Source organism: Methyloversatilis sp. (genome assembly GCF_030698125.1).
Taxonomy (GTDB): Bacteria; Pseudomonadota; Gammaproteobacteria; order Burkholderiales; family Rhodocyclaceae; genus Methyloversatilis.
The window spans coordinates 15566-35396 of sequence record NZ_JAUYNV010000008.1 but is presented as its reverse complement, the minus strand read 5'-3'; the positions used below and the strand labels follow the sequence as shown (position 1 = coordinate 35396).

Below are 19831 nucleotides of genomic sequence, written 5' to 3'. Positions count from 1 at the left end.
CGGCCAGGGCTCTCACCGGTGTCCGCTGCACCTCGCGGCGGGCTGATCAGGACTTCCCGGTGCCCGGCATGACCTTGAATACCTTCTTTCGCATGGCCCGCCGCCTGCTGCTGCTGGTGTGTGCGGGCGCACCGGCGTGGGCGGCTGCGCCGACCTGGCAGGGCGCCGCCTTCGAAGGCGACCGCGCGGCGCTGGAAAAGCTCGCGCAAGCTGGCGCCAAGGTGGTGCGGGTGTATCGCGAATCCGACGTCTGGGTGCTGGACGCGGCACACCGGCTGGGCATGAAGGTGGTCATGGGGCTGTGGCTTGACCACCCGCGCCACGGCTTCCGGCTTGATGACCCGGCGGCGGTGCGCGCGCAGGAACAGTCGGTGCGCCGCTTCGTCACCCGGTATCGCACCCATCCGGCGCTGCTGGCCTGGGGCGTCGGCAACGAGGTGGAAACCGGGGTCGCCGATCCGAAGCCGATCTGGCAGGAGGTGAACCGGCTGGCCGGCATCGTGAAGTCGCTCGACCCCGACCACCCGACGCTGATGGTGGTCGCGGACAACAGCGACGACTGGCTCGCACCGCTCGCCCGCTGTTGCGCCTCGGTCGATCTGCTCGGGCTCAACCTGTACGGCGGCTCGGTGTTCCAGCTGCCCGAACGGCTGCGCCGCCTGGGCATCGTGAAGCCGGTCGTGGTGACCGAACTGGGACCGCTGGGCCAGTGGCAGGCGGGGCGCAAGCCCTGGGGCGCGCCGGTCGAACTGACCAGCAGCCAGAAGGCCGATTTCTTTCGCGAGGCGCTGGGGTTTCTGGCCGCCCAGCCGCAGGTTGCGGGCGTCTTTCCGTTCCTGTGGGGGGCGAAGCAGGAACAGACCGGCACCTGGCACGGCCTGCTGCTGGCCGACGGCAGCCCGACTGCAATGACCGACGCGCTGTCTGCCGCCTGGGGCCGGCCGGTGAAGCAGGCCGCACCGCTGATCCGCGGCATCGGCATCGCGGCCGACGAGTTCTCGCCCGGACAAACCATGTCGGCCGGCGTGGACGCCGCATCCTTCGACGGCGCACCACTGACCACGGTGTGGGAAGTGCGCGCAGAAGCGATCCACCTGCGCGTCGGCGGCGATCACGAAGCCGTGCCGCCGCGCATCGACGTCGCGTTGCAGCAGGCCGATGCACAGGGCGTCCGCTTCACCGCCCCGGCTGCACCCGGCGCCTACCGGCTGTTCATCACCGTACGCGACCGGCTGGGCAAGGCCGCGACCGCGAACCTGCCGTTCCTTGTGCGCCAGGCGAACGGCGTAAGGGAGTAGCGGCTGTTGACGCTCGGCTTACGGGGGCGGAGGTCTGATACGGCTGCGCCTGCAGGGCCATTCCCAACGCCCGCTCTGGCAATCCGCCCCGCGATAGCGCTCAGCGCATCGCCTGCTCGAGCCACAGCGCGGGTTCTTCCATCGCGGCGACCTGTTCGCGCAGTTCGAGGATGCGCGCCTCCCAGTAGCGCGGCGTGTCGAACCACGGAAAGGCGGTCGGGAAGGCCGGATCCTGCCAGCGGCGGGCGATCCAGCCGCTGTGGTGGATCAGGCGCAGGGTGCGCAGCGCCTCGATCAGCTGCAGCTCACGCGGGTCGAATTCGCAGAATTCCTCGTACCCGGCCAGCACCTTGCCGAGCTGTTCGGCGCGATCCGCCCGCTCGCCGGACAGCAGCATCCACAGGTCCTGGACGGCCGGCGCCATGCGGCTGTCGTCGAAATCGACGAAGTGCGGCCCCTGCCCCTCCACCCAGAGCATGTTGCCGATGTGGCAATCACCGTGCGTGCGGATGCGCCGGATGACGCCGCCGCGCTCGAACGCGGCACGCACGCCATCGAGCGCCTGCGCGGTGATGCCGCGATAGACACTTTCCAGCTCCGGCGGCACGAAGTGGTGCTCAAGCACGAAGGCGGCCGGTTCTTCGCCGAAACTGGCGATGTCGAGCGACGGCCGGTGCACATACGGCTGCACCGCGCCGAGCGCATGGATGCGGCCCATGAAGCGGCCGATCCATTCCAGCGTGTCGGCGCGGTCGAATTCGGGCGCCCGCCCGCCGCGGCGCGGAAACACCGCAAAGCGATAGCCGGCGTGCGTCATCAGCGTGCTGCCGCACGGCAATTCGAGCGGCGCAACAACCGGAATTTCGCGCGCCGCCAGCTCAAGGCAGAAGGCGTGTTCTTCCAGGATGGCGGCGTCGGTCCAGCGCGACGGGCGGTAGAACTTGGCGATCATCGGCGCGCCGTCATCGACGCCGACCTGATAGACACGGTTTTCGAAACTGTTCAGGGCCAGCAGCCGGCCATCGACCGCATAACCGGCGGCTTCCAGCGCGTCGAGCACGGCTTCGGGTGTGAGCCCCGCGTAAGGTTGAAGCTCGGGCTGGGAATCCGGCTGAAGCTCGGTATGTGAATCGGTCATCGCGTCTCGTTGATTGAGGGCCCAACCTTGAATTCGGGGTCGGCAACCCCTACCCTAGCGCGTTTCCCGCCGCAACTGCGCTCGCCGTGACGTATCAGGTCAAGGAAATCTTCTACACGCTGCAGGGCGAAGGGCTGAACGCCGGCCGGGCCGCGGTGTTCTGCCGCTTTGCCGGCTGCAATCTGTGGAGCGGCCGCGAGGCGGACCGCGCCAGCGCGCAGTGCCGCTTCTGCGATACCGATTTCGTCGGCACCGACGGCACGCTGGGTGGCCGTCACGAGCAGGCCGACACGCTGGCCGACGCGATCGCCGGCTGCTGGGCCGGCGCCGGCGGCCCGCGTCTGGTCGTGCTGACCGGGGGCGAACCGCTGCTGCAGCTCGACGCCGCACTGATCGACGCACTGCACGCGCGCGACTTCGAAGTCGCGGTCGAAACCAATGGCACGCTGGCCGCACCGGACGGCATCGACTGGATCTGCGTCAGCCCGAAAGCCGGCAACGACGTGGTGCAGCGTCATGGCCACGAACTGAAAGTGGTCGTGCCGCAGCCGGGGCTGGATCTTGCGGCGATGGAAAGCTGGGATTTCCGGCACTTGCTGGTGCAGCCAATGGACAATGCGGCAGCAGCCGACAACCGCCGCTGGGCGATCGACTGGTGCATGCGCCATCCGCGCTGGCGGCTCAGTCACCAGACGCACAAGGCGCTGGGCATCCGCTGATCGACGCCGTCGCCACGGCCGTCCGCTTGCGTAGCGTCCTGTGGTGAATCCATGCCCCGCGTTTTCCTTCAATCCTGATTTCCCTCACCTTTCAAAGATGGTCGTCGAACTCAGTCAGCGCTTCTACTTCGAAGCCGCACACACCCTGCGCCGCAAGGTCGATACCGACAGCAGCCTGCGCATCCACGGCCACACCTATCACGCCGAAGTGATGCTGCGCGGCGAGCCCGACCCGGTCAGCGGCATGCTGGTCGATCTGGCGCTGCTGCGCGCCGCGCTGGCCGGCGTGCGCGACGCGCTCGACCACCGCTTCCTCGATGAGGTGGCCGGCCTCGGCCCGGCCACGCTGGAAAACCTGTGCCAGTTCATCTGGCGCGAGCTGGCACCGCAACTACCGCAACTGGCACGCGTCACGGTGGAACGTCAGGCCTCGGGCGACAAGTGCGCGCTGTGCGCGGCTTGAGCCAGCCGACGTCGGGCCGCGATGCAGTGCGGTGCGTGCTGTGTGCCGTCTGCCTGCTGGCCGGCACGGCCGCACACGCACTGGCACCCGACTTCGACACCGTGCGCAACGCCTGGCGCTCGTCGGAAGCGCGTCTGCTCGACCGTCACGGTGAGCCGCTGGCCGAGGTGCGGGTCGACTTCGACGAACGGCGGCTCGACTGGGTCAGCGCCCGTGCGTTGTCGCAGCCCCTGGTGCGCGCGCTGCTGGTGGCCGAGGACAAGCGTTTTCTGCAGCATGACGGCGTGGACTGGCAGGCGCTGGCCGGGGCCACCTGGGACAACCTTTGGCGCGCGCTCGAAGGCCGCCGGCCGCGCGGCGCGTCGACCCTGACCATGCAGCTGGCCGGCCTGATCGATCCGGCGCTGCGCCTGCAGGGCACGCGCCGCAGCGTCGGCCAGAAGTGGGATCAGGCGGCCGCAGCGCGCCAGATCGAACGACGCTGGAACAAGGCACAGATCCTCGAAGCGTATTTCAACCTGGCACCGTTCCGCAGCGAACTGCGCGGCATCGGCGCCGCCTCGCGCGGCCTGTTCGGCAAGGATCCGGACGCGGTCGATGCGGTCGAGGCGGTGCTGCTGGCCGCGCTGCTGCGCGGCCCGAACGCTTCAGCCAACAAGGTGGCGATGCGTGCCTGCGCGGTGGCCAGGCGACTTGATCCGGCGCCGGACTGCCGCGATATCCGGACGCGTGCCGACGGCGTGCTGTCAAAGCGCTACCACATCGAACCGCGCTGGCAGGACGCCACCGCGCTGGCGCGGCGGCTGCTGCGCGAACCCGGCGAGCAGCGCCCGACCACGCTGGACGCCCGCCTGCAGCGACGCGCCCTGCAGGCGCTGGGCGCCAACCGCGACGACACCTCCGTGGTGGTGCTCGACAACCTGACCGGTGAGGTGCGTGTCTGGGGCGGCGGGCCGGACACTGCCGACACCGTGCTGCAGCGTCAGACGGCCGGCAGCGCATTGCAGCCCTTTATGTATGGCATGGCGATCGAACAGCGCTGGCTGACAGCGGCTTCGGTGCTCGACGACGGCCCGGCCTTCGTCACGCTGCCCCTGCCGCCCGGCGCGCCCGATGGCGAGCCGCGCGGCGCCGTCAGCGTGCGCAGCGCACTGGGCCTCGGCGCCGACATTCCTGCACTGCGCGTGCGCGCGCTGATCGGTGACGACGCGCTGGAGGCCACCCTGCAGGCGCACGGCCTGGCGGCCGTGTCGAAGGGCGGCGCACGCGCCAGTCTGATCGAGCTGGCGAACGCCTACCGCACCTTTGCCAGCGCCGGCCTGTGGAGCCCCTGGCGGCTCGAACCGGTCACTGCGGCCGAGGCGCTTCCCGCGTCTCCGGCGCAACGACTGTGGTCGCCGGCCACGGCCTGGATCGTCGGCGACCTGCTGACGGTGCGTCCAACCGAAGGCGAAGCGACGCCACGGCCTTGGGCGGCATTGATGAATGGCCGATCCGCCGACCGTTCGGTCTGGTGGTCGGTCGGATTCACACGCCACTACACGGTGGCGCTGCGCGCACCACGCCCGGTCGCCGCCACCTGGCTGGCGCTGATCGACACGCTGGACGCGCCTTCATTCGAGCCACCGCCCGAACGCCCGGCCGCGCCACCGGGCGTGGAGCGGGTACGCGTGCAGTTCGAGCCGGCGATCGAAGCGTCCCGCGACGAGTACTTCCTGCCCGGCACCCAGCAGGCTTTCGTCGATGCCGCCGTGCGCGATGTGGCCGGCCGACCGCGCATCGTGCTGCCAGTCAGCGGCGTGAAGCTGGTCAGTGCTGCGCTGCCGGCCAGCCGCCAGACCGTGCTGTTCGAGGCGCGCCCGCCGCTGCCCGGGCTGGTCTGGCTGATCAATGGCGAACACCTGCCGGCAGTTGAAGGCCGGGCGCTGTGGAGCCCGCGCCCCGGCCGGCATCGGCTGGCGCTGCTCGACGCCGCCGGCCTGCAGGTCGAATCGATGGAATTCGAGGTGCGGCTGGACGAGTCCGCCGCAGCGCCCGCACTGCCCTGATCAGAGCGTATGGCTGCGGTCGCCGCGTGCGAAGCCGGTCAGCGATGCGGCAATGCCGCGCGTCATGCAGATCACCTTGAACAACTCGCCCATTTCGGCCGGCGAGGTGAGCTGGTTCACTTCCGCGTTGCGCTTCGCGCGAGCCAGCGGTTCCGGTTCATCCGACAACAGCGCAGGCAGGCCGCAGTTCAGCAGGAAGCTCGCTTGCGAGGTATAGCCGGCGAGCGACAGGCCGGCGTCGAATGCGCTCTGCGCCACCGCTGTGAAGTCGACATGGGCCGTGATGTCGCACAGGCCGGGCATCCACATCGGCTCGGCGTGCGCATGGTGGCGGTAGTGGCACATCAGCGTGCCGGTGCTGCGGTCGGGGTGGTAGTACTCGGCCTGCGGGAAGCCGTAGTCGATCAGCAGCAACGCACCGCGATCGATGCGCCGCGCCCATTCGGCGACCCAGGCGCGACCGGCCAGGCCCAGTTCGGTCTCGTAGCCGGACGGCAGGCCGAGCGCGCGGACCGCGTCGGCCAGCGCCGGCGGGGCGGCGCGCCAGTCCGCTGCGATCTGCCCGCCGCCGTCGAGCACGAGGCCGGTCTCTTCGATGCCCTGCGCCGTGGCGCGGATGCGCTCGACCGGCAAAGCATCGAGCAGTTCGTTGCCGAACACCACGCCACTGAAGCGCTCGGGCAGCCCATCCAGCCATTCGACACGCCCGGCCAGTGCCGGCACTTCGCGCTCGATCAGCGCGCGCTGGCGCTCGCGCAGATCGGCCGACAGTTCAAGGATGCGGTAACTTTCGGGGGCGCGGCCGATGCGCTCGAGTTCGCGCAGCAGATCGGCGGCGAGCCGGCCGCTGCCGGCGCCTGCTTCCAGCAGGTGCGGCGCCGACAGATGCATCAGTTCGGCAAGTTGGGTCGCCAGACAGCGCCCGAACAGCGGCGACAGCTCGGGCGCGGTAACGAAATCGCCGCCGCTGCCGAACTTTTGCAGCGCACCGCTGTAATAGCCGAGGCCGGGCGCGTACAGCGCAAGCGCCATGTAGCGGCTGAACGGCATCCAGCCGCTGTCGGCGATTTCGGCCCGGATCAGCGCCTGCAGGCGGGCGCTGTGGTCGAGGGCGTCGGCGTCGGGAGGGGGCAGATGCACGGGCGGGGACATATGGGCAAAGATTCGGGCGGGCTGCGCATGATGCGGCAACTGACGGGCGCGGCACAATCGGGCAGGGCGACATGAACGACGAACGGGTAGTCTTGATCACCGGCGCGGCGCGTCGGGTCGGCGCGCAAACCGCGCGCACGCTGCACGGCGCTGGCTGGCGGGTGGTGATCCACCATCACCGTTCGACCGGCGAGGCGCATGCGCTGGTCGAATCACTGAATGCACTGCGCCCCGGCAGCGCCGCCGGGCTGGCGGCCGATCTGCTCGATACCGACGGCCTGCCGCCGCTGGTGACGGCGGCCACCGCGCTGTGGGGCCGGCTCGACGCGCTGGTGAACAATGCATCGAGCTTCTTCCCGACGCCGCTGGGCAGCGTGACCGCTCAGGACTGGGACAACCTGGTCGGCAGCAATTTCAAGGCGCCGCTGTTCCTGGCCCAGGCCGCCGCGCCCGAACTGCGGGCGCGCGGCGGCTGCATCGTCAATATTGCCGACATCCACGCCGAACGTCCGCTTGCCGGCTACGCGCTGTACAGCGCATCGAAAGGCGCGCTGGCCACGCTGACCCGGGCGCTGGCGATCGAACTTGCGCCGCAGGTCCGGGTGAATGGCGTGGCGCCGGGACCGATACAATGGCCGGATGACCCGCTGTTCGACGCAACCGAACGTGCGCGCATCGTCGAACACACCCTGCTCAAACGCGAAGGCTGCCCACAGGACATCGCGCGTACGGTACGCTTCCTGATCGAAGATGCGCCGTACATCACCGGTCAGATCATCGCGGTGGACGGCGGGCGCAGCGCACATCTGTGACGCATGCGGCAGCCATCTGGATGATTGCCGACCAAAAACCGGACAGATCGGGCGCGCATTTGTAAAATGCATTGACAGTCGTTCGCCACTCCGGCCACTCATGAGCTCCCAACAAAAATCTCTTTGCGTGCTGTTCGCTGACGTGTCGGGCAGTACCCGGCTGTACGAAAAGCTCGGGGATGCCGAAGCCCTGCGTGCGGTCGAACGTTGCCTGAACCGCATCCGCCGGGTGATCGACAGCCACGGCGGAAAGGTCATCAAGACCATCGGCGACGAGGTCATGACGACGTTCCCGAGTGCCGACGAAGGCATCCAGGCGGCCTGCGAAATGCAGCACCGCATCACCGACCTGCCGCCGGTATCGGGCGTCAAGCTGGCGATCCGCGTCGGCTTCCATTACGGACCGGCGATCGAGGAAAACGACGACGTGTTCGGCGACACGGTCAATACCGCGGCCCGCATGGCCGGTCTTGCACAGGCCGGTCAGGTGATCACCACCGCCGAAACCCTGTCGTCGCTGACCCTGTCGCTCGCCCCGGCGGTGCGCGAAATCGATGCGCTGACCGTCAAGGGCAAGGCCGAAGACGTGCGGGTGTGCGAAGTGCTGTGGCAGGAAGGCGCCGACCTCACGATGAAGGCGTCAAGCACCGCACCGCTGTACGTGATGGCGCGCCTGTTCGTCAAGTATCGAGAAATCGAGCGCACGCTGGACCCGACGCAAGGCCCGCTCACGCTCGGCCGGGACATGGGCAACGAGTTCGTCATCAAGGATCAGCGCGCCTCGCGCAATCACGCCCGCATCGAGCGCAGGCGCGACAAGTTCGTGCTGATCGACCAGAGCACCAACGGCACCTTCCTGCGCATCGAAGGCGAAAACGAAGTCATCCTGAAGCGCGAGGAAATGATCCTGCGCGGTCACGGCACCATCGGCTTCGGCCACAGCGCGATGGAACAGGGCATCGACCTGATGCAGTTCGAGGTACTGGGCTGACCGGCGCGCCGCCGGACGGCGTCAGATACTGATCCGCTTCAGCATGTCCGGGTCGCGCACCACGGCCTCGCGCCTTGCCGGTGCAGCGTCCATCAGCGCAGCCGGCGGCAGCGTTTCCAGCCGCGCAAGCACCGACGGCTCGCGACACGCCGCCTCGAATTCCAGCGCCACCGCCTCCGGACTGCTCGACACGATGCGCAGACAGTTGCGGCCGAGCTTGCGCGACAGCGGCATCAGGATGCCGGCCTGCACATTCTGGCTGGTTTCGGCCAGTCCGCCCGACATGTCGGCGTTCAGCGCGGCACCCGCCCCGTCCATGCGCAGCACTTCGGTGCCGAGCACTGCCCGCATCGAGGCGATTTCGCGCAGCAGCGCCTGCGCGGTGTCCTGACCCGGCAGTCCGGCAATATCCAGCCTGACCTTGCGGCCGGCGAAGTGGAAGTGACTCAGGAAGAAATCGCGGCTGAACTGCTCGCCGACCCGCTTTCCGATGTCGGCCAGCGCCTTTTCTTCCGACGCCCAGCTGGCACCTTCCGGAATTTCGGTATTCAGATAGACCTCTTCACCGGTCTTGCGGTCGGTGCAGCGGACGGTCCACGAGGTGAGCACCACTTTTTCTATGGTCAGTCCGGACGCCGCCAGCCTGGCGCTCAGTCGCTTGAAGCGCACTTCGCCGTCAATGCTGAAGTCGGCCACCTGCTGGCTGCCCGCATCGTCGTTCCAGGTGCGGAAGCCAAAGCCCTGCACATGCTGCTTCAACATGTTCTCGGCCAGCGGCGAACGCTGCGCGGGGGCGGACGGATCGCCGTCGGCCCAGCGCGATGACACGGCGACCGAAACCTTCGGATCACCGTTGTTGCGGATGAAATCGACCCGTTCGTCTTCCGACATCTGGTTCAACGACTTCTGCACCTGGCGTACGCGCACTGCGGCACGCACGGCGCCTGCCATCAGACCGTCCTTGCCCAGCTCGGGCGGCGCCTCTTCGAGCACCGCCTGGATGAAATCACCGCTGCGACCCAGCAGCTTGTCCTGCAGCAGTGCGTAATGGCTGTTGACCGACTTCGGATCGACGAACAGGGCGACCGCCTTTTCGAGTATCTGGCGCCGCGCGTCGTCGCGCAGTGCGCCCGCCAGCGCAGCCTGATCGTTGGCGAAGCGCGGGTCGGTCGGGTCGGCCAGCCCGATTGCGCTGATCACCGTGACGCCGGGGTCGAGCGCGCGCTCCGGGGTCGCGGCGGCTGTCGAAACAGGCTCGGCAGGCGCCGCGGCCGGTGCGATAGCTTCAGTGGCGGCAGTCGGCGCCGACGTGTCCGCGGCCGGCTGCAGTGCGAACCAGACGCCCGCGCACACGGCGACCAACGCAGCGGCCGCCATCACAAGGGGCAGCGGTCCCCGGCGCGCGGGCGTATTGACGGGGTGAGCGCGGGGCGGCGACTCGATCGCCGGCGCCTGCTTGACCGCCGTTGGCGTTGGCGCTGTCGCTGTCGCTGGCGTTGCAAGCGTCGCATCCGCCTGCGTCACGAGCGTGGCGTCCTCGTCCGACAGGTTGACGACGGTGGCGTCATCGTCGGCGGACGCGACCAGCGCTGCATCGAGTGCCGCGCGGAATGTCGCGGCATCCTGAAAGCGGTCGTCCGGACGTTTGGCGAGCGCCTTGCGCACCACGGCGTCCAGCCGGGCATTGACGTGCACGTTGAGCACCGAAGGCCAGGTCGGATCTTCCTTCAGCACCTTGTGCATGATGGTGGTCAGCGCGCCGGTGAAGGGCTTTTCGCCGGTCAGCAGCTGATACAGCACGACACCCGCAGAAAACAGGTCGCTGCGGCCATCGACCGTCTGCCCCATGAATTGCTCGGGCGACATGTACGACGGCGTGCCGATGACCGTGCCGGTCTGGGTCAGATTCGACGATTCGATCCGCGCGACACCGAAGTCCGCCACCTTCACCGTGTTGTCAGCCAGCAGGATGATGTTCGCCGGCTTGATGTCGCGGTGGGTGACACCATGGCGGTGTGCATGCCCCAATGCGTCGAGCAACTGCCCCATGAGCTGTCCGACCATGGGCAGCGGTATGCGCTCGTCGGCTTCGAACAGATCCTTCAGTTCGCGGCCCTGTACGAACTCCATCGCAATGAAAGCCGTGCCGTCTTCGGCTTCGCCATACTCGTAGATGGCGACGACATTCGGATGGTTGAGCCGTCCGGCTGCCTGTGCCTCGCGCTTGAAGCGCGCAATCACCTCGTCGGCTTCGCTGCGTTCCAGCTGCTCGCGCTTGAGCGTCTTGATGGCGACCCGGCGGTCGATGACCGGGTCGCGCCCTTCATAGACGATGCCCATGGCACCCTGACCGAGCTCGCGCAGGATGTCGTACTTGCCCAGTCTGGCAGGAAGGCTCACGGCTTGTGCTCCGGCAGCAGGTTGCTTACTTGTATTTCGAGTCGATTTCCCAGACTGATTTCTGCACCAGCCGCTGCACCATGCCGTCCAGCGTGATGCCGCCTTCCTGGCTGCTCGACACACCGAGGATGGAGGTGCCCTTGGCGCCGACTTCCATCTTCTCTTCGGTATAGCCCTGCGCCAGCTGTTCCGTGGTGTTTGCGTCGATGATCTTGTAGCGCATGCCGATGATCCACACGCCCGAAGCAGCAGCAGTTTCGACCGATCCGACCGCTTCGCCGGCGGCGTAGCTGCCGCGGCTGCCGCCGAGGATGCTGATGATGTTGCCGATCGCCCGACCGCTGACGCCTTCCTTCGCGGCAGCGACCTGCTCCGCTTTCAGGATGTCGAACTTCACGACGTACTTGGTCGTCTTCAGCTTGCCCTTCTGCAGCATCTTGCGCGCCGAGTCGGGGTCGCCCATCGAGTAGGCCAGCTGGAACTCGCCCAGCAGCGGACCGAGATCGGACCGCTCGAGCACCTTGAAATTGGCCTGCGACAGTTCGAGTTCGCCGAAGTCGGCGATGTTGTTGGACGCGAACTTCTGCGTGAACGTCGCGTTGTTGCTCTTGATTTCGCCCGGGACGACGATGACGGTCGGCCCCTTCTTGTTCTTGTTGCTGTACTCGACAGCCTTGTACATCGCCTTGTCGGCGCTTTCGTTGGCCTTGTCGGAAGTGCTGGTACCGGCCGTCGGCGAAGCGCTCTCGAAGGTCGGTTGTGCAAAAGCCGGCGCCCCGATGCAGGCGAGTGCGACTGCAAGTGCCACCCTGTGGCGCAACATCCCGTGGTTGATAGTCATGACATCCCTTTCATTTGGTCATCCCGATCGATTGCACGCCGGTTCTGCGCCGGCTGGAGATGCTCGGGCCTGAAGGCCGTTGCCCCGTGTGGACTGCCTACTTTCTTTTCTTGCCGCCGCTCGATGCCGCATTCGCGCAATAGCCGCCCAACAGCGTACTCACGACGCCGTCGGCCTTTTCTTCCACCAGCGTACCTGCCATGGCCAGCGTGTCGCTGCCCGAGTATGAGTCGGCCGATGCCTGGGCATCGGACAGCAGCGTACCGTCGGGCTTCATCAGCGCGAAGGCGATCGTCACGTAGACCTCGGGAATGCGGACCACCGGATTCAGCATCGAGCGCGAGGCAATCGTGCCGCGCAGGATGAGTTGGGCGCCCATCTTTTTCGAGGCCGCCAGTGCGGCGTCGGGATCGTTGCGGAAGTAGGCGTCTACTTCTGCCTGGGCGATATGGGCCGTGATTTCCTGCTGGGAATAGGTGCGGATGCCCTGTCTGAGCAGGCGCTTGTTGATTGAATTGAAATGCGGGCTGTAGCGGGCCTGGCTGGCGGTGATGCCTTCGCCGGTGCGCTCGCCCATGACGATCATGATCTTCTTGCGCTTCAGCTCGTCGACACAGCTCGCGGGGAGCGACAGCGCAGTGTGCGAGGCGGCGCTGCGTTCTTCTTCAGCCCGCGCGTCCTTCTCCGCTTCTTCGGAAAAACTGAATGCCGCTGCCATCGACGCGGCTGCAAGGAACGTCACGCCACACAGCAGCCGGATGCCCTTATTGCGATAGCGCAGCACGACGTACCCCGACAGTCGAACACCGCCGGACTATAGCAAAAGGAAATCGCGTCGCCGCGCCCCGTGCGGCACGATTCACCGCGGGTTGTTGCATAAGCCACATCCGCCGGTGCCGAGGTTGCGACACCGGCAACACGGAAGTCAGGCCTTGACGCATTCCGCAATGAAGGATTTTCGGTCTTCGCCCTTGAGTGCCTTGTCCGTGGCTTCGGTGCGGCACTGTTTCTTGCGGTCCTTCAGCGCGCTGGCCTCGTCTGCAGTCAGCGTCGGTTTAGCGGCAGAACCCGACGACAGGCAGCCGCTCATGAAGCTGCGGCGTTCGTCGCCCTTGAGGGCCTTCTCTTTCGCTTCAGCGTTGCAGGCCTTCATCTTCTCCTGCTGCGGCCCGGCGATGGCGGCGGTCGACGAGACGAACAGGAAAGCGGCTGACAGGGCGGTCAGCGCCGAGGTAAAACGGTATGCGGACATGATGTACCTCCTCACGACAACAATGAATGAAAATGCGAATCGACTGACATAAGTCAGTCGATTCGCATGATATTCGCATGTCATCGAACAGGGAAGTTCTGTTTCAGCCCTCGTCGCCACCGAGCGCGCGACGCTGACGCTCAACGAATTCGAGCGTCGAGTCGATGCCGCGGAAGCGCAGGATCGTGACGCGTACGGCCGCTTCGACGAGCACGGCCAGATTGCGTCCGGCTGCCACCGGTATGACGACCTTGCGTATCTTCACGCCGAGGATGTCCATCACCTCGTTGTCGAGCGGCATGCGCGTGGCTTCAGGCAGACCGGTCACCTGCTTCTGCAGGTGCACGACCAGCTGCAGCTTCATCTTCCGCCGACAGGCGGTCTCGCCGAACACGGTGCGGATGTTCAGCACACCAAGCCCGCGGACCTCGAGAAAGTCCTTCAGCAGTTCGGGGCAGCGCCCTTCGAGCACGGTGGGTGCGATGCGCGAGATTTCCACGCAGTCGTCGGCAACCAGCCCGTGACCGCGCGAAATCAGTTCGAGTGCAAGTTCGCTCTTGCCGACGCCCGAATCACCGGTGATCAGCACACCCATGCCGAGCACATCCATCGACACGCCGTGCAATGTGGTCTGGTCGGCCAGTTCGCGCGCGAGATAGGCGCGCACCTGGTCGATGACCGATGCCGCGCTGCGTTGAGTCGTGATGAGCGGAATGCCGTGCTCCGCACAGCCGGCACGTATCGTTGCCGGTGGCTGGGCGCCGTCGGCGACGATGAAGGCCGGCGGATGGGCTTCAAGCAGCGCGCCGACGATGTCCTCGACCTTGCGCGGGCTGACGTTTTCGACCCACAGGATTTCCGGCACGCCGATGACCTGGATGCGCCGGGTGTGAATGGTATTGAGGTGGCCCACCAGATCGGCGGGCGACAGGCCGATCTGGTCGGCAACGATCAGCGTGTTGCCGTCGCCGCACTGCCACTGCAGGCGAAGACGATCGCGATTGTCCTCAAACAGCCGCGCGACGCTGAGCTTCCGCATGCACCGGTTGCCAGGTAGTGAAAAGAGTGTGGATGGCGGCGGCGGCGTCGGCCTGAAGCAGCTGCTCGCGGAACGCCTTGTCTGCAAACATTTGTGCCAGCTCTGACAATATCTGCAGATGCAGTTCGGTCGCCTGTTCGGGCACCAGCAGCACGAACAGAAGATTGACCGGTCGTCCGTCCGGCGCATCGAAGGCGACGGGAGTATCCAGGCGGACAAACCCGCCGATGGCTTCCTTCAGACCCTTGATGCGGCCGTGCGGGATTGCAACGCCCTGACCGAGACCGGTGGAGCCGAGCTTTTCCCGTGCGAACAGGCTGTCGAACACCTGACTGCGGGCAATACCCTGATGGTTCTCGAACAGCAGGCCGGCCTGTTCGAACACACGTTTCTTGCTGCTCGCCTCAAGGCCGATGCAGACATTCGAAACGGGCAACAGTTTGGCGATGAGCGTCATGTCAGGGGTTACTCCGAACACGCGGCAGGCGCGATCACCGGATTATCGGAAATCGCGCCGTGAAGTTGATTGCACTGCAACAAGGCGTTGGATTATACGCTCGTGACAGTTGGCAATCGTGTCATTCTGCCGCTTGGTGCTTGACCGACTCGCGGGTGTGTTCGTTCGATTTTTCCTTGTGTTTGAGCACCTGACGATCGAGTTTGTCCATCAGGTTGTCGAGCGTGGCGTACATGTCTTCACTTTCGGCTTCCACAAAGATGTCGCGGCCACGCACGTGCAGCGTGACTTCCGCCTTCTGTCGCAGCTTTTCGACCGTCAGGATCACGGAAACGCTTGTTACGTGGTCGAAATGGCGGATCACGCGTTCGAGCTTCGACTCGATGTAGTCGCGGATCGGCTGCGTCACTTCAAGATGATGGCCGGTGATGGTGAGGTTCATGCTGCCTCCTGTCGTTGCGGGACGATATATGCGTGACGGTCCGGGCGTTCTTCGTTGAACGCGCTAGATCGCCTTGCGCACGCTGACCGGCGGGATGTTGAGCGATTCGCGGTATTTGGCGATTGTGCGCCGCGCAACCACGATGCCCTGCTGACCCAGTATTTCCGCAATGCGCGAGTCCGACAACGGACGCTTGGCATCCTCGGCAGCCACCAACTGGCGGATGAGTGCGCGGATTGCGGTGGCTGAGCAGGCCCCGCCGCTTTCGGTGGCCACATGGCTGCCGAAAAAATATTTCAGTTCGAACAGGCCGCGCGTCGTCGCCATGTACTTCTGCGACGTCACGCGAGAAATGGTGGATTCATGCAGTTCCAGCGTCTCAGCGATCTCGCGCAGCGTCAGCGGCCGCATCGCGACCTCGCCGAACTCGAAGAACTGGCGCTGGCGTTCGACGATGGCCTGCGATACGCGCAGGATGGTGTCGAAGCGCTGCTGGACATTCTTGATCAGCCACTTGGCCTCCTGCAGCTGGCCGGACAGGCCGCTGCCGCGCTGGCCCTGCAGGATTTCCGCATACAGCCGGTTGATGCGCAGACGCGGCATGGCATCCGGATTGAGCAGAGCCGTCCATTGGCCGCGCACCTTGCGCACCACCACGTCGGGCACGATGTAGCGCGCATCGATCGGCGCAAACTGTGCGCCCGGACGCGGGTTGAGCGAGCGGATCAGGCTCTGCGCGGCACGCAGCAGCTCTTCGTCGCAGCCCACTGCGCGGCGGATCTTGGCGAAGTCGCGCGCGGCCAGCAGATCGATGTGCTGGTCGATGATGACGCGGGCAAGCGTCGACACTTCGTCGGTCGGCAGGAAGTTGAGCTGCATCAGCAGGCATTCGCGGGGGTCGCGCGCCGCCACGCCGGGCGGGTCGAAGTTCTGCAGCTGGCGCAGTGCGATCGACAGGTCGTCGAGGTCGATATCGGCCTCTTCCGGCAGCAGCTCGACCAGTTCATCCAGCCCCTGGTTCAGGTAGCCGTCATCGTCGAGCGCTTCGATCAGCAGGCGGATCAGATAGCGGTCGCGCTCGCTCATCTGCGACAGCGCGAGCTGGCCGCACAGGTGATCCCTCAGCGATGTGCCTGCCGCCTGCACATCCTGGTAGTCGCCGTCGTCATCGTCGCCGCCGCTGCGCGTCCCGTAGTTGCCACCTTCGCCCGACCATTCGTCCATGTCGGCACTGCCCGTGCCTTCCGGAGCGCGCTCGTCTGCACTGGCCTGGGTGCTTTCCTGCGGCGCGTCACGCACCTCGGTCACGCTCTCGGGCGGCGGCTGGAAGCTGGCGGTGGCATCGGGCTCGTCACGCTCGAGCATCGGATTCTCATCGAGGAAACGTTCGATTTCCTGATTGAATTCGATGGTCGACAGCTGCAGTAGCCGGATCGACTGTTGCAGCTGCGGCGTCAGCGCAAGATGCTGGGAAAGTTTGAGTTGCAGCGACTGCTTCATGGTGTGCAAATTTCGGCGGGCTACAGGCGGAAATGCTCGCCCAGATAGACCTTCCTGACACTTTCGTTATACACGATTTCGTCCGGACGGCCGCTCGCCAGCACCTCGCCTTCGTTGATGATGTAAGCCCGGTCACAGATGCCCAGCGTTTCCCGCACGTTGTGATCGGTGATCAGCACGCCGATGCCGCGCTCCTTCAGGAAACGGATGGTTTTCTGGATGTCGATCACTGCGATCGGATCCACGCCGGCGAACGGTTCGTCGAGCAGGATGAAGCGTGGCGACGTGGCCAGTGCGCGGGCAATTTCGACCCGGCGCCGTTCGCCACCCGACAGCGCCACGGCCGCACTCTTGCGCAAGTGGGCAATGCCCAGTTCGTCCAGCAACTCTTCCAGCCGCTGCGCGCGCACCCGCGCATCCTTCTCGTTCAGTTCCAGGATGGCGAGGATGTTTTCCTCGACGTCCAGCTTGCGGAATACCGAGTTTTCCTGCGGCAGATAGGACAGGCCCTGATGCGCCCGCCGGTGTATGGGCAGGTGCGTCAGCCGCTCGCCATCGAGGTTGATCTCGCCGCCATCGGCGCTCACCAGGCCGACGATCATGTAGAAACAGGTGGTCTTGCCAGCACCATTCGGTCCGAGCAGGCCAATCACTTCGCCGCTGCCAACCTCGAAGGACACATCCTTCACGACCGGGCGCGATTTGTATTTCTTGCGCAGCCGCTCAACCTTGAGCCGGCTGGCACTCCGGTTTTCAGTCATCGTTGTCGGGTTGTTCGCGCAGTACCTTGCGTATGCTATCGGCGGAAAAACCGCGTGATTGAAGAAATCTGGCCTGCCGGGCCCAGGCTTTCGCATCCTGCGGTGCGGCATCGAACCGGCGCGCCCACACTGCACGCGCCCGAACGGTCTCATCCTGTTCCAGTGAAGCCAGCGCAGCGCCCGCATCCTCTTCCGGTACGCCACGCAGTTTCAGTTCGTGTTGCAGTCGGCGCGCGCCGAAACGGGTCGCACGTGACGACACGAATTGTTCCGCAAAACGCGCATCCGAAACGAGGCCACATTCCTCGAAACGGGTCAGCAGCGCGGCGATGTCGTTCTCGTCGCCATCCCCGGACAGTTTCCGCACCAGTTCCGCGCGACTGTGATCACGCCGCGCGAGCAGGCGCAGGGCCTTCTCGCGCAGGCTTGCACTCACGCAGCTTCTTCCCGTCCGGCGACCACGGCGCCCATTTCCGGCATGCCGCACGCCACGCGCACCTTGTTCTCGATTTCGCGTGCCATGACCGGATTGGCGCGCAGGAACTCGCGCACGTTGTCCTTGCCCTGGCCGATGCGTTCGGTGCCGTAGGAATACCAGGCACCCGACTTCTCGACGAACTTGTGCAGCACGCCCAGTTCGATGATTTCGCCTTCGCGCGAAATGCCCTCGCCGTAAAGGATGTCAAACTCGGTTTGCTTGAACGGCGGCGCGACCTTGTTCTTCACCACCTTGACGCGGGTTTCCGAGCCGATCACCTCCTCGCCCTTCTTGATCGCACCGATGCGGCGGATGTCGAGGCGGACCGAGGCGTAGAACTTCAGCGCATTGCCGCCGGTGGTCGTTTCCGGATTGCCGAACATGACGCCGATCTTCATCCGGATCTGGTTGATGAAGATGACCATCGTGTTGGTGCGCTTGATGCTCGCCGTCAGCTTGCGCAGCGCCTGACTCATCAGGCGGGCCTGCAGGCCGGGCAGCGAATCGCCCATTTCGCCCTCGATTTCGGCCTTCGGCGTCAGCGCGGCGACCGAGTCGATGACGATCACGTCCACGCCGCCGGAACGCACCAGCATGTCGACGATTTCAAGTGCCTGCTCGCCGGTGTCGGGCTGGGAAATCAGCAGGTCGCTGACGTTGACGCCGAGCTTGCCGGCGTACTGCACGTCGAGCGCGTGTTCGGCGTCGATGAAGGCCGCCGTGCCGCCGACCTTCTGCATTTCGGCGATGACCTGCAGCGTCAGCGTGGTCTTGCCCGATGATTCCGGACCGTAGATTTCAACCACGCGCCCGCGCGGCAGGCCGCCGATTCCAAGCGCGATGTCCAATCCCAGCGACCCGGTCGATACGGCCTGGATGTCGTTTTCGAGCTGGCCGTCGCTCATGCGCATGATCGAGCCCTTGCCGAACTGCTTCTCTATCTGAGCCAGCGCTGCCGCGAGCGCCTTGGCCTTGCTGTCGTCCATGCGGAATCCTTTCGTTTGCTTTCGGTCGATTATGGCACAGTTCTTGCCACGTTCTTTCAGGTCTGTACTGCCTGCAAAGCCAGCAGCACAGTCAGTGTATGACGTACGGATAGGCGGCGTACGGTTTCGCGGCCGCCGTCGAAATGACGCGTTTCGCTGCGTTCGACTCCACCTTTCACGGCCCAGCCGAAGCACACGGTGCCGACCGGTTTACCCGGTGTCGCACCGCCCGGACCGGCAATGCCGGTGACCGACACGGCGACCGTCGCGGCCGAGCGGGCCAGCGCGCCGCGCACCATGGCCAGCGCGACCGGCTCGCTGACTGCACCGTGTGCGGCCAGCAGGTCGACCGGCACGCCGAGCAGGCGCTGCTTCGCAGCGTTCGAATAGGTCACGAAGCCGCAGTCGAACCAGCCCGAACTGCCGGCGGTGGCGGTCAGCACTTCAGCCACCCAGCCTCCGGTGCACGATTCCGCGCTGACGATGATGTGTCCGGACGCGACACACGCTGCGCCGACTGCAGCCGACAGCGCGTCGAGCTCGTCGTCCATCACGCGAAGCGTTCCAGCAGCAACTTGCCCAGCGCCAGCGACACCATGGCGAACAGGGCTGCAATCAGGTCGTCGAGCATGACACCGAAGCCGTTCTTCATGTGGATATCGACCCAGCGCGCCGGCGGCGGCTTGAAAATGTCGAACAGGCGGAACGCGAAGAAGGCCGCAAGCTGCCAGAAGAAGTCGGGCGGCGTCACCCACAGCACGAGCCAGAAGGCGACAATTTCGTCCCATACGATGGCGCCGTGGTCGGGCACGCCGAGGTCACGGCCGGTGCGCTGACAGGCCAGCGAACCGATGATGAAGGCGATCAGCAGGAAGACGCCGAAGGCGGCGTCGGAAAACTGCGGCTTGATCAGCAGATAAAGCGGCCAGGCCGCCAACGTGCCCCAGGTGCCGGACGCAAACGGCACCAGGCCACTGCCGAAGCCGCAGGCCAGCATGTGGGCCGGATGGGCCAGAAAGCCGAAGCCGGGCGGAACGGAGGTCTTGATCATCGC

General features: G+C 65.9%; 21 protein-coding genes. 6 read left to right on the top strand and 15 right to left on the bottom strand.

Annotation, left to right across the window (positions count from 1 at the left end; all coding sequences use genetic code 11):
* Positions 1 to 68 precede the first annotated feature (68 nt).
* On the top strand, positions 69 to 1298 hold the full coding sequence (locus tag Q8Q80_RS04040) for a glycoside hydrolase family 2 TIM barrel-domain containing protein (protein ID WP_305631696.1): 1230 nt from the start codon (positions 69 to 71) through the stop codon (positions 1296 to 1298).
* 100 nt (positions 1299 to 1398) lie between these two features.
* On the opposite strand, the gene Q8Q80_RS04035 is transcribed toward Q8Q80_RS04040, so the two are convergent.
* Positions 1399 to 2436: a serine/threonine protein kinase gene (locus Q8Q80_RS04035; protein ID WP_305631695.1), complete on the bottom strand. Its 1038-nt coding sequence runs from the start codon at positions 2434 to 2436 to the stop codon at positions 1399 to 1401.
* An 86-nt stretch (positions 2437 to 2522) separates the two neighbouring features.
* Between Q8Q80_RS04035 and queE the strand changes: the two genes are divergently transcribed.
* The 3 genes from queE to Q8Q80_RS04020 all read left to right on the top strand — a co-directional run bounded on the left by queE (position 2523) and on the right by Q8Q80_RS04020 (position 5666).
* Positions 2523 to 3155 (top strand): 7-carboxy-7-deazaguanine synthase, encoded by a 633-nt coding sequence (queE, locus tag Q8Q80_RS04030; protein WP_305631694.1) that lies wholly within the window; start codon positions 2523 to 2525, stop codon positions 3153 to 3155.
* A gap of 97 nt (positions 3156 to 3252) precedes the next feature.
* On the top strand, positions 3253 to 3618 hold the full coding sequence (locus Q8Q80_RS04025) for a 6-carboxytetrahydropterin synthase (RefSeq protein WP_305631693.1): 366 nt from the start codon (positions 3253 to 3255) through the stop codon (positions 3616 to 3618).
* On the top strand, positions 3606 to 5666 hold the full coding sequence (locus Q8Q80_RS04020; RefSeq protein ID WP_371132696.1) for a transglycosylase domain-containing protein: 2061 nt from the start codon (positions 3606 to 3608) through the stop codon (positions 5664 to 5666). Before Q8Q80_RS04025 ends, Q8Q80_RS04020 begins: the two co-directional genes overlap by 13 nt.
* On the opposite strand, the gene Q8Q80_RS04015 is transcribed toward Q8Q80_RS04020, so the two are convergent.
* A complete protein-coding gene (locus Q8Q80_RS04015; RefSeq protein WP_305631691.1) occupies positions 5667 to 6806 on the bottom strand; it encodes a class I SAM-dependent methyltransferase in 1140 nt (379 codons plus the stop codon).
* Between the two features lie 83 nt (positions 6807 to 6889).
* Between Q8Q80_RS04015 and Q8Q80_RS04010 the strand changes: the two genes are divergently transcribed.
* Positions 6890 to 7630, top strand: a complete 741-nt coding sequence (locus tag Q8Q80_RS04010; protein ID WP_305631690.1) for a pteridine reductase — start codon at positions 6890 to 6892, stop codon at positions 7628 to 7630.
* Positions 7631 to 7730: 100 nt separating this feature from the next.
* The gene (locus Q8Q80_RS04005) at positions 7731 to 8621 is read left to right on the top strand and encodes an adenylate/guanylate cyclase domain-containing protein (protein WP_305631689.1); all 891 of its coding nucleotides are present in this window, start codon (positions 7731 to 7733) and stop codon (positions 8619 to 8621) included.
* Between the two features lie 21 nt (positions 8622 to 8642).
* Here Q8Q80_RS04005 and Q8Q80_RS04000 read toward each other — a convergent pair whose 3' ends face one another.
* From Q8Q80_RS04000 to Q8Q80_RS03940, 13 genes are all read right to left on the bottom strand, one after another.
* Positions 8643 to 11021: a serine/threonine-protein kinase gene (locus Q8Q80_RS04000; protein ID WP_305631688.1), complete on the bottom strand. Its 2379-nt coding sequence runs from the start codon at positions 11019 to 11021 to the stop codon at positions 8643 to 8645.
* Positions 11022 to 11046: 25 nt separating this feature from the next.
* Positions 11047 to 11862 carry a hypothetical protein gene (locus Q8Q80_RS03995; RefSeq protein WP_305631687.1) on the bottom strand — a complete coding sequence of 272 codons (816 nt, stop codon included), beginning with the start codon at positions 11860 to 11862 and terminating at the stop codon, positions 11047 to 11049.
* Between the two features lie 97 nt (positions 11863 to 11959).
* The gene (locus tag Q8Q80_RS03990; RefSeq protein ID WP_305631686.1) at positions 11960 to 12646 is read right to left on the bottom strand and encodes a hypothetical protein; all 687 of its coding nucleotides are present in this window, start codon (positions 12644 to 12646) and stop codon (positions 11960 to 11962) included.
* 141 nt (positions 12647 to 12787) lie between these two features.
* Positions 12788 to 13114, bottom strand: coding sequence for a PsiF family protein (locus Q8Q80_RS03985; RefSeq protein ID WP_305631685.1), 327 nt, complete (start codon positions 13112 to 13114; stop codon positions 12788 to 12790).
* 103 nt (positions 13115 to 13217) lie between these two features.
* Positions 13218 to 14153 carry an HPr(Ser) kinase/phosphatase gene (hprK, locus tag Q8Q80_RS03980; RefSeq protein WP_305631684.1) on the bottom strand — a complete coding sequence of 312 codons (936 nt, stop codon included), beginning with the start codon at positions 14151 to 14153 and terminating at the stop codon, positions 13218 to 13220.
* Positions 14122 to 14610, bottom strand: coding sequence for a PTS IIA-like nitrogen regulatory protein PtsN (ptsN, locus tag Q8Q80_RS03975; protein WP_305631683.1), 489 nt, complete (start codon positions 14608 to 14610; stop codon positions 14122 to 14124). Before ptsN ends, hprK begins: the two co-directional genes overlap by 32 nt.
* Positions 14611 to 14731: 121 nt before the next feature.
* The gene (hpf, locus tag Q8Q80_RS03970) at positions 14732 to 15052 is read right to left on the bottom strand and encodes a ribosome hibernation-promoting factor, HPF/YfiA family (RefSeq protein ID WP_069038663.1); all 321 of its coding nucleotides are present in this window, start codon (positions 15050 to 15052) and stop codon (positions 14732 to 14734) included.
* A 63-nt stretch (positions 15053 to 15115) separates the two neighbouring features.
* Positions 15116 to 16552, bottom strand: a complete 1437-nt coding sequence (locus tag Q8Q80_RS03965) for an RNA polymerase factor sigma-54 (protein WP_305631682.1) — start codon at positions 16550 to 16552, stop codon at positions 15116 to 15118.
* A 20-nt stretch (positions 16553 to 16572) separates the two neighbouring features.
* Complete coding sequence (lptB, locus tag Q8Q80_RS03960; protein WP_305631681.1) at positions 16573 to 17313, bottom strand: LPS export ABC transporter ATP-binding protein; 741 nt, start codon at positions 17311 to 17313, stop codon at positions 16573 to 16575.
* Positions 17306 to 17749 carry a recombination regulator RecX gene (gene recX / locus Q8Q80_RS03955; protein WP_305631680.1) on the bottom strand — a complete coding sequence of 148 codons (444 nt, stop codon included), beginning with the start codon at positions 17747 to 17749 and terminating at the stop codon, positions 17306 to 17308. The genes lptB and recX overlap by 8 nt, the downstream gene beginning before the upstream one ends.
* A complete protein-coding gene (gene recA / locus Q8Q80_RS03950; protein ID WP_305631679.1) occupies positions 17746 to 18777 on the bottom strand; it encodes a recombinase RecA in 1032 nt (343 codons plus the stop codon). Before recA ends, recX begins: the two co-directional genes overlap by 4 nt.
* Before the next feature lie 56 nt (positions 18778 to 18833).
* The gene (locus tag Q8Q80_RS03945; RefSeq protein ID WP_305631678.1) at positions 18834 to 19328 is read right to left on the bottom strand and encodes a CinA family protein; all 495 of its coding nucleotides are present in this window, start codon (positions 19326 to 19328) and stop codon (positions 18834 to 18836) included.
* Positions 19328 to 19774: a phosphatidylglycerophosphatase A gene (locus tag Q8Q80_RS03940; protein WP_305631785.1), complete on the bottom strand. Its 447-nt coding sequence runs from the start codon at positions 19772 to 19774 to the stop codon at positions 19328 to 19330. Before Q8Q80_RS03940 ends, Q8Q80_RS03945 begins: the two co-directional genes overlap by 1 nt.
* Positions 19775 to 19831 lie beyond the last annotated feature (57 nt).

Bases quoted from the DNA above. Each gene is read 5' to 3' on its own strand.
- Q8Q80_RS04040 (WP_305631696.1), top strand. From the start codon at position 69: ATGACCTTGAATACCTTCTTTCGCATGGCCCGCCGCCTGCTGCTGCTG.
- Q8Q80_RS04035 (WP_305631695.1), bottom strand. From the start codon at position 2,436: ATGACCGATTCACATACCGAGCTTCAGCCGGATTCCCAGCCCGAGCTT.
- Q8Q80_RS04025 (WP_305631693.1), top strand. From the start codon at position 3,253: ATGGTCGTCGAACTCAGTCAGCGCTTCTACTTCGAAGCCGCACACACC.
- Q8Q80_RS04010 (WP_305631690.1), top strand. From the start codon at position 6,890: ATGAACGACGAACGGGTAGTCTTGATCACCGGCGCGGCGCGTCGGGTC.
- Q8Q80_RS04005 (WP_305631689.1), top strand. From the start codon at position 7,731: ATGAGCTCCCAACAAAAATCTCTTTGCGTGCTGTTCGCTGACGTGTCG.
- Q8Q80_RS03995 (WP_305631687.1), bottom strand. From the start codon at position 11,862: ATGACTATCAACCACGGGATGTTGCGCCACAGGGTGGCACTTGCAGTC.
- Q8Q80_RS03985 (WP_305631685.1), bottom strand. From the start codon at position 13,114: ATGTCCGCATACCGTTTTACCTCGGCGCTGACCGCCCTGTCAGCCGCT.
- hprK (WP_305631684.1), bottom strand. From the start codon at position 14,153: ATGCGGAAGCTCAGCGTCGCGCGGCTGTTTGAGGACAATCGCGATCGT.
- ptsN (WP_305631683.1), bottom strand. From the start codon at position 14,610: ATGACGCTCATCGCCAAACTGTTGCCCGTTTCGAATGTCTGCATCGGC.
- hpf (WP_069038663.1), bottom strand. From the start codon at position 15,052: ATGAACCTCACCATCACCGGCCATCATCTTGAAGTGACGCAGCCGATC.
- Q8Q80_RS03965 (WP_305631682.1), bottom strand. From the start codon at position 16,552: ATGAAGCAGTCGCTGCAACTCAAACTTTCCCAGCATCTTGCGCTGACG.
- lptB (WP_305631681.1), bottom strand. From the start codon at position 17,313: ATGACTGAAAACCGGAGTGCCAGCCGGCTCAAGGTTGAGCGGCTGCGC.
- recA (WP_305631679.1), bottom strand. From the start codon at position 18,777: ATGGACGACAGCAAGGCCAAGGCGCTCGCGGCAGCGCTGGCTCAGATA.
- Q8Q80_RS03945 (WP_305631678.1), bottom strand. From the start codon at position 19,328: ATGGACGACGAGCTCGACGCGCTGTCGGCTGCAGTCGGCGCAGCGTGT.
- Q8Q80_RS03940 (WP_305631785.1), bottom strand. From the start codon at position 19,774: ATGCTGGCCTGCGGCTTCGGCAGTGGCCTGGTGCCGTTTGCGTCCGGC.